At 70.5% G+C, this 7,883-nt stretch carries 4 protein-coding genes and 1 pseudogene; all 5 read left to right on the forward strand.

From position 1 onward, the window contains the following. Positions 1-1,087: decaprenylphosphoryl-beta-D-ribose oxidase (gene dprE1 / locus AC2VNT_RS11400; protein WP_486946959.1), on the forward strand; the 1,087-nt coding region annotated here is incomplete at its 5' end. Next, the gene (dprE2, locus tag AC2VNT_RS11405; RefSeq protein ID WP_486946960.1) at positions 1,088-1,864 is read left to right on the forward strand and encodes a decaprenylphospho-beta-D-erythro-pentofuranosid-2-ulose 2-reductase; all 777 of its coding nucleotides are present in this window, start codon (positions 1,088-1,090) and stop codon (positions 1,862-1,864) included. It abuts the gene before it with no gap. A 206-nt stretch (positions 1,865-2,070) separates the two neighbouring features. Continuing rightward, positions 2,071-4,065 carry a galactan 5-O-arabinofuranosyltransferase gene (locus tag AC2VNT_RS11410; RefSeq protein ID WP_486946961.1) on the forward strand — a complete coding sequence of 665 codons (1,995 nt, stop codon included), beginning with the start codon at positions 2,071-2,073 and terminating at the stop codon, positions 4,063-4,065. A gap of 13 nt (positions 4,066-4,078) precedes the next feature. After that, positions 4,079-7,312, forward strand: a complete 3,234-nt coding sequence (locus tag AC2VNT_RS11415; RefSeq protein ID WP_486946962.1) for an arabinosyltransferase domain-containing protein — start codon at positions 4,079-4,081, stop codon at positions 7,310-7,312. 165 nt (positions 7,313-7,477) lie between these two features. Next, a pseudogene (locus tag AC2VNT_RS11420) lies at positions 7,478-7,883 on the forward strand (arabinosyltransferase); the annotation flags it as partial.

The raw sequence follows: 7,883 nt of genomic DNA on the forward strand, positions 1-7,883 counted from the left end.
GGCCGCGCTGCCGCTGGGGCTGTGGGTACCGGTGCTGCCCGGCACCCGGCAGGTCACCGTGGGCGGCGCGATCGCCTGCGACATCCACGGCAAGAACCACCACAGCGCAGGCAGCTTCGGCAACCACGTCGTCTCGATGGAGCTGTTGACCGCCGACGGCTCGGTGCGCCGCCTGGAGCCCGACGGCCCTGATGCTTCAGCGGCCGAGCTGTTCTGGGCGACCGTCGGCGGCAACGGGCTGACCGGGATCATCCTGCGGGCCGTCATCGCCATGACCCCCACCGAGACGGCGTACTTCCTCAACGACGGCGACAACACCGCGAACCTGGACGAGACCATCGCTTACCACAGCGACGGCAGCGAAGCCCGCTACACCTACTCGTCGGCGTGGTTCGATGCGATCAGCGCACCGCCCAAGCTGGGACGCGCGTCGATCACCCGGGGCCGGCTGGCGCTGCGCGACGAGTTGCCGAAGAAGCTGGCCAAGAATCCACTGAAATTTGATGCGCCACAGCTGATGACGGTTCCGGATATCTTTCCAAACGGCGTGCTGAACAAATTCACCGGAAGCCTGATCGGGGAGGTGTACTATCGCCGCGGCGGCCACTACCGCGGCAAGGTGCAGAACCTGACGCAGTTTTATCACACGCTGGACTTGCTCGGTGAATGGAACCGCGGCTACGGGCCGGCCGGCTTCGCGCAGTACCAGTTCCTGGTGCCCACCGAGGCGGTCGAGGAGTTCAAGGCCATCCTGCGCAGCATCCAGGCCAGCGGGCACTATTCGTTCCTCAACGTGTTCAAGCTGTTCGGTCCGGGAAATCGAGCGCCGCTGAGCTTCCCAATGGCGGGCTGGAACGTCGCCATGGACTTCCCGATGAAAGCCGGGGTGAACGAATTCCTCACCGAACTGGACCGCCGGGTGCTGGAGTTCGGCGGCCGGCTCTACACCGCCAAGGACTCGCGGACCACCGCCGAGACATTCCACGCCATGTACCCGCGGATCGGCGAATGGATCGCGGTGCGCCGCAAGGTGGATCCGGACGGGATCTTCGCCTCGGACATGGCCCGACGTTTGGAGCTGCTGTAAATGGTGTTTGACGCCGTGGGAAACCCGCAGACCATCCTGCTGCTCGGCGGCACCTCCGAGATCGGGTTGGCGATCTGCGAACGCTACCTGCGCAACACGCACGCGCGGGTGCTGTTGGCCTGTCTGCCCGGCGACCCGGGCCGCGAGGCCGCCGCCGCGCAGCTGCTGGCCGGCGGCGCGAAATCGGTGGAGGTGATCGACTTCGACGCGCTGGACACCGAGAGTCACCCGAAGGCGATCGACGGCGCGTTCAAAGCCGCGGGTGACTCCAAAGACATAGACGTGGCGATCGTGGCGTTCGGGATGGACGCCGACGCCGAAGAGCTCTGGCACAACCAAGCCAAGGCGGTCCAGGTGGCCGCGATCAACTACACCGCGGCGGTGTCGGTGGGGGTGCTGCTCGGCGAGAAGATGCGCACCCAGGGCTTCGGCCAGATCATCGCGATGAGCTCGGTGGCCGGCGAGCGGGTGCGTCGGTCCAACTTCGTCTACGGCTCCAGCAAGGCCGGCCTGGACGGCTTCTACCTCGGCCTGGGCGAAGCGCTGCGCGAGTACGGGGTGCGGGTGCTGGTGATCCGGCCCGGCCAGGTGCGCACCCGGTTCAGCGCACACGTCGAGGAGGCACCGCTCACCGTGGACAAGGAGTACGTCGCCGACCTGGCCGTCACCGCCTCCGGCAAGGGCAAGCAGCTGGTGTGGGCGCCGGGCGCCTTCCGCTACGTGATGATGGTGCTGCGGCACGTGCCGCGGGCCATCTTCCGCCGGCTGCCGATCTGATCATGCTGCTGGACGCACCGGTCGGTCCCGCCTGCCACGCGCGTAATCGGCTTCCCGGCTTTAACCGACGCTCCATCCGTAACTCCGGGGAGGCCCACGGTGGGTTGCCCGCCTCTGAGCGACGGGCCGGCGAACGCACCAACCCTGCCCTCCGGTGGCCACCGGGGCTGCTGCGCCCACCGGGCCGCTCGAGGTCGGTGTGACACATGACGCGTAACGCGCTGACCGCCGCCGCCAAGACGGCGGCCCAGATGGCGCTGGCGGCCGCCGTCGCCATCGTCGTCGCGGCCATAGCGCTGATCGCCATCTCCCGGGTGCAGTGGCCCGCCTACCCGTCGTCGAACCAGCTGCACGCGCTGACCACCGTCGGCCAGGTGGGCTGTCTGGTCGGGCTGCTCGGCTGCGGCTGGCTGTGGCGACGGTCGACCCGGTGCAGGCGCGGGCTGGCCTGGTTCGGCGCGCTGGTCTTCGTCTCGGCGTTCACCGTGGTGACGCTCGGCATGCCGCTCGGCGCCACCAGGCTGTACCTGTTCGGCATCTCCGTCGACCAGCAGTTCCGCACCGAGTACCTGACCCGGCTCACCGACAGCCCAGCGCTGCGCGATATGACCTACGTCGGCCTGCCGCCGTTCTACCCGCCCGGCTGGTTCTGGCTGGGCGGGCGGGCCGCGGCGCTGACCGGCACCCCGGCCGAGCACGCCTGGGCGGTGTACAAGCCGTGGGCAATCACCTCGATCACCATCGCGGTGGCCGTCGCGCTGGTGCTGTGGAACCGGCTGATCCGCTTCGAGTACGCGCTGATCGCCACCGTGGCCACCGCGGCGGCGACGCTGACCTACAGCTCGCCGGAGCCGTACGCGGCGATGATCACCGTGCTGCTGCCGCCGGTGCTGATCCTGGCCTGGTCCGGCCTGCGCGCCGGTGGGCGGGCCGGACCGGCCGCCCCCGCCGAACGTGCGGACAGGTTCACGCTCGGCGTCGACCGTGCGCCTAACGTCACGCTCGCCACGAACGTGCCGCGGCACAGCGGCTGGGCCGCGGTGGCCGGGACCGGGATCTTCCTCGGCTTCGCGGCCACCTTCTACACCCTGCTGGTGGCCTACACCGCGTTCACCGTGACCCTGATGGCGCTCGGGCTGGCGGCCTGGCGCTGGCGTAGGCACGGCCTGCGCGCCGCTGTACACCCACTGGCCCGGCTGGCGGTGATCGCCGTGCTCGCGGCGGCCATCGCCTCGGTCACCTGGCTGCCGTACCTGCTGCGGGCGGCCCGCGAGCCGATCGGCAACACCGGCACCGCCTTTCACTACCTGCCCGGCGATGGCGCCGAACTCTCCTTCCCGATGCTGCAGTTCAGCATGCTCGGGGCACTCTGCCTGCTGGGCACGCTCTGGCTGGTGGCGCGGACGGGAACCAGCACCCGGGCGGCGGCACTGGGCATCGGCGTGCTCGCCGTCTACCTGTGGTCGCTGCTGTCGATGCTGACCACGCTGGCGCGCACCACGCTGCTGAGCTTCCGGCTGCAGCCCACCCTGACCGTGCTGCTGGTCACCGCGGGGGTGTTCGGCTTCGTCGAAGCCGCGACGCTGCTGGCCCGGCGCGGTCGAGAGCGGTCCTGGGGGGTGCTGCCGGCGGCGACGGCGCTGGGCCTGGTCGGGGCGATCGGGTTCAGCCAGCACATCCCCGAGGTGCTGCGGCCGGACATCACCATCGCCTACACCGACACCGACGGCGACGGCCAGCGGGGCGATCGCCGGCCGCCCGCCGCGGAGAAGTACTACCCGGCGATCGACGCCGCCATCACCGGGGTCACCGGCCGGCCGCGCACCGAGACCGTCGTGCTCACCGCCGACTACAGCTTCCTGTCCTACTACCCCTACTGGGGCTTCCAGGGCCTGACCTCGCACTACGCCAACCCGCTGGCCCAATTCGACGACCGGGCGGCCGCGATCGAGGACTGGGCCACGCTGGAGACGTCGGAGGGGTTCATCCGGGCGCTGGACACGCTGCCGTGGCGACCGCCAACCGTCTTCTTGATGCGGCACGGCGCCGGGGAGACCTACACGCTGCGGCTGGCCAAGGACGTCTACCCCAACCACCCCAACGTCCGGCGCTACCCGGTGAGCCTGGACGCGGCGCTCTTCGCCGGCCCGGAGTTTAGCGTGCAGAAGATCGGCCCGTTCGTGTTGGCCGTCCGACGCTGATTAATCTAGGCGCGTGAGTTCCGTGGCCACCAGGTACCGGGTCGCCCGGATCGTCGCCGCCGTCGCCGGTCTGCTCGGCGCGCTGCTGGCGGTGCTCACCCCGGTGCTGCCGGTCAAGCAGACCACCGCACAGCTGAACTGGCCGCAGAACGGCGCGCTGTCCAGCGTGCAGGCGCCGCTGATCAGCTACGTCGCCACCGACCTGGACATCAGCATCCCGTGCCGGGTCGCCGAAGGGCTGGCCGGCCCGCAGCAGAACAAGACCGTGCTGCTGTCGACGGTGCCCAAGCAGGCGCCGAAAGCCGTCGACCGCGGCCTGCTGATCCAGCGCGCCAACAACAACCTGGTGGTGGTGGTCCGCAACACCCCGGTGGTGGCGGCGCCGATGAGCCAGGTGCTCGGCGGCGACTGCCAGCGGCTCACGTTCAGCGCCCACCACGACAAGGTCACCGGCGAGTTCGTCGGGCTGACCCAGGGTCCACACTCCGAACACCCCGGCGAGCCGCTGCGTGGCGAACGCGGCGGCTACGACTTCCGCCCGCAGATCGTCGGGGTCTACACCGATCTGTCCGGACCGGCCCCGGCCGGGCTGGAGTTCTCCGCCACCGTCGACACCCGCTACTCCAGCGGCCCCACGCCGCTGAAGCTGGCCGCGATGATCCTCGGCGTCGTACTGACCTTTATTGCGTTAGCCGCGCTTCATTGTCTGGACACCGCCGACGGGGTCCGGCACCGGCGGGTGCTGCCACCGCGCTGGTGGACGGTGAGCGGGCTGGACGCGCTGGTGGCCGCGGTACTGGTGTGGTGGCATTTCATCGGCGCCAACACCTCCGACGACGGCTACATCCTGACCATGGCCCGGGTCGCCGAGCGCGCCGGTTACATGTCCAACTACTACCGCTGGTTCGGCAGCCCGGAGGCGCCGTTCGGCTGGTACTACGACCTGCTGGCGATCTGGTCGCACGTCTCCACGGCCAGCGTCTGGATGCGACTGCCCACGCTGATCATGGGGTTGGTCAGCTGGTGGTTGATCAGCCGGGAGGTGCTCCCCCGGTTGGGTCACGCGGTCAAGCACAGCCGGGCGGCGGCATACACCGCCGGCGGCCTCTTCCTGACCTTCTGGCTGACGTTCAACAACGGGCTGCGGCCGGAGCCGATCATCGCCCTGGGCATCCTGGCGACCTGGTGCTCGGTGGAGCGGGCGGTGGCCACCAGCCGGCTGCTGCCGCTGGCGGCGGCCTGCATCATCGGCGCGCTCACCCTGTTCTCCGGGCCGACCGGCATCGCCTCGGTCGGTGCGCTGCTGGTCGCGGTCGGGCCGCTGCTGACCATCCTGCACCGCCGCTCCAAGCAGTTCGGGCTGCTCCCGCTGGTGGCGCCGGTGCTGGCCGCGGTCACCGTCACCGTGATCGTGATCTTCCGCGACCAGACCCTGGCCGGTGAGGTCGACGCCAGCCTGATGAAATCCGCCGTCGGGCCCAGCCTGGCCTGGTTCGACGAGTACGTGCGCTACGAACGGCTGTTCATGCCGACCCCGGACGGCTCGGTGGCCCGCCGTTTCCCGGTGCTGGCGCTGCTGCTGGCGCTGGCGGTGGCGGTGGCGATGTCGCTGCGCAAGGGCCGGATCCCGGGCACCGCGGCCGGACCCAGCCGGCGGATCATCGGGATCACCATCATCTCGTTCCTGGCGATGATGTTCACCCCGACCAAGTGGACCCATCACTTCGGGGTGTTCGCCGGGCTGGCCGGCTCGCTGGGTGCGCTGGCCGCGGTCGCGGTGAGCGCCGCCGCGATGCACTCGCGGCGCAACCGCACCCTGTTCACCGCCGCGGTGCTGTTCATCACCGCGCTCTCGTTCGCCAGCGTCAACGGCTGGTGGTACGTGTCGAATTTCGGTGTGCCATGGGCCAACATGTTCCCGAAGTGGCACATCGCGTTCGCCACCAGCCTGCTCGGACTGACCATGCTGACGTTGCTGGCTGCGGCCTGGTTCCACTTCACCAACGGCACCGACCGGCTGCCGAGGCCAGGATCCCGGGTGGCGCCGGTCATCCAGTCCTCGCTGGCGATCGTCGCCTGGGTGCTGATCATCTTCGAGGTGGCTTCGCTGACCGCGGCGATGGCCGGCGAGTACCCGGCCTGGACGGTGGGCCGGTCCAACCTGCAGGCGGTCACCGGTATCACCAGCACCCGGGCCTGCGGGCTGGCCGAAGACGTGCTGGTGGAGCCGGACCCCAGCGCCGGGATGCTGGAGCCGGTGGACACCCCGGTCGGTGAGGCGCTGGGCGACGGCTTCACCGACGGCTTCTCCCCGGATGGGATTCCGGTCGACGTCCGCGCCGACCCGGTGATGGGCCCACCCGGCCTGGTCGACGACGACGTGCCGATCAGCACCGGTGAGGCCGGCACCGAAGGCGGCATTACCGTGGCGGCCGGTATCAACGGCTCGCGGGCGCGGCTGCCCTACAACCTGGACCCGGCCCGGACCCCGGTGCTGGGCAGCTGGCGTCCGGGTCTGCAGCTGCCTGCGGTGCTGCGGTCGGCCTGGTACCGGCTGCCGCCCGCGGCCGAACGCGGCGCGTCCGCGCCGCTACTGGTGGTGTCGGCGGCCGGCCGGTTCAGCGCCAAAGAGGTGACCGTGCAGTGGGCCACCGACCAGCAGGCCGCCGACGAGAAGCCGGGCGGGCGTTTGGAGTTCGGCGACATCGGGCCGGCGCCGGCGTGGCGCAACCTGCGGGCGCCACTGAGCGCGATTCCGGCCGAGGCCACCCGGATCCGGCTGGTCGCCCGCGACGACGACCTGGCCCCGCAGCACTGGATCGCGCTGACCCCGCCGCGCATCCCGAAGCTGCGCACCCTGCAGCAGGTGGTCGGCTCCACGGAGCCGGTGATGCTGGACTGGCTGGTGGGCCTGGCGTTCCCGTGCCAGCGACCGTTCGGCCACCAGTACGGGGTGACCGAGGTGCCCGCGTGGCGGATCCTGCCGGACCGGTTCGGCGCCGAGGCCAACTCGCCGGTGATGGACAAGAACGGCGGCGGGCCACTGGGCATCACCGAGCTGCTGGTGCACGCCGCGACGGTGCCCAGCTACCTCAAGAACGACTGGTACCGGGACTGGGGCGCGCTGCAGCGGCTGACGCCCTACTACCCGAAGGCCACGCCGGCTCAGCTCGAGCTGGGTTCGGCGACCCGCAGCGGGCTGTGGCGGCCGGCTCCGCTGCGGTTCGAACCGATGAAGTCGCGCTGATCCAGGCGCTGCGCGCAGCTCCAGGCGTCGGCAGCACGCCCAGGAACAGGAGCCATCCCCCGTCGACGGCCGTTCCGGTCAGCCTACGGCCGAGAAGAACCGGGGACGCCAGACCAGACGGGTGGATCCGGGCCTATCGCCGCCGGTCGCCTACCATCGATCCTCGTGCCCCCCGACGACAACCAGGCGGTCCGCTTCCGGGCCGCACGGCTGATCGCCGTCGTCGCGGGCATCGTCGGCGTGCTGCTCTGCGGCCTGGCGCCGCTGCTGCCGGTCGACCAGACCACCGCGACCATCCTGTGGCCGCAGGGCTTGGACAAGGACGGCAACGTCGGCGACATCACCGCCCCGCTGGTCGCCGGCGCCCCGCGGTCGCTGGACATCACCATCCCGTGCCCGGCGATCGCCACCCTGCCGGAGAGCGGCGGCCTGGTGCTCTCCACGGTGCCGGCCGGCGGGGTGGACGCCACCAAGAGCGGACTGTTCGTGCAGGCCACCAAGGAGTCGGTGGTCGCCGCATTCCGGGACACCGTCGCCGTCACCCAACCGCGGCAGACCGTGCAGACCGGCG

The organism is Mycobacterium sp. TH-M15, assembly GCF_057473705.1.

Excerpts from the sequence above, each read along its gene's own strand:
- AC2VNT_RS11410 (WP_486946961.1), top strand. The coding sequence starts at position 2,071 with ATGACGCGTAACGCGCTGACCGCCGCCGCCAAGACGGCGGCCCAGATG.
- dprE2 (WP_486946960.1), top strand. The coding sequence starts at position 1,088 with ATGGTGTTTGACGCCGTGGGAAACCCGCAGACCATCCTGCTGCTCGGC.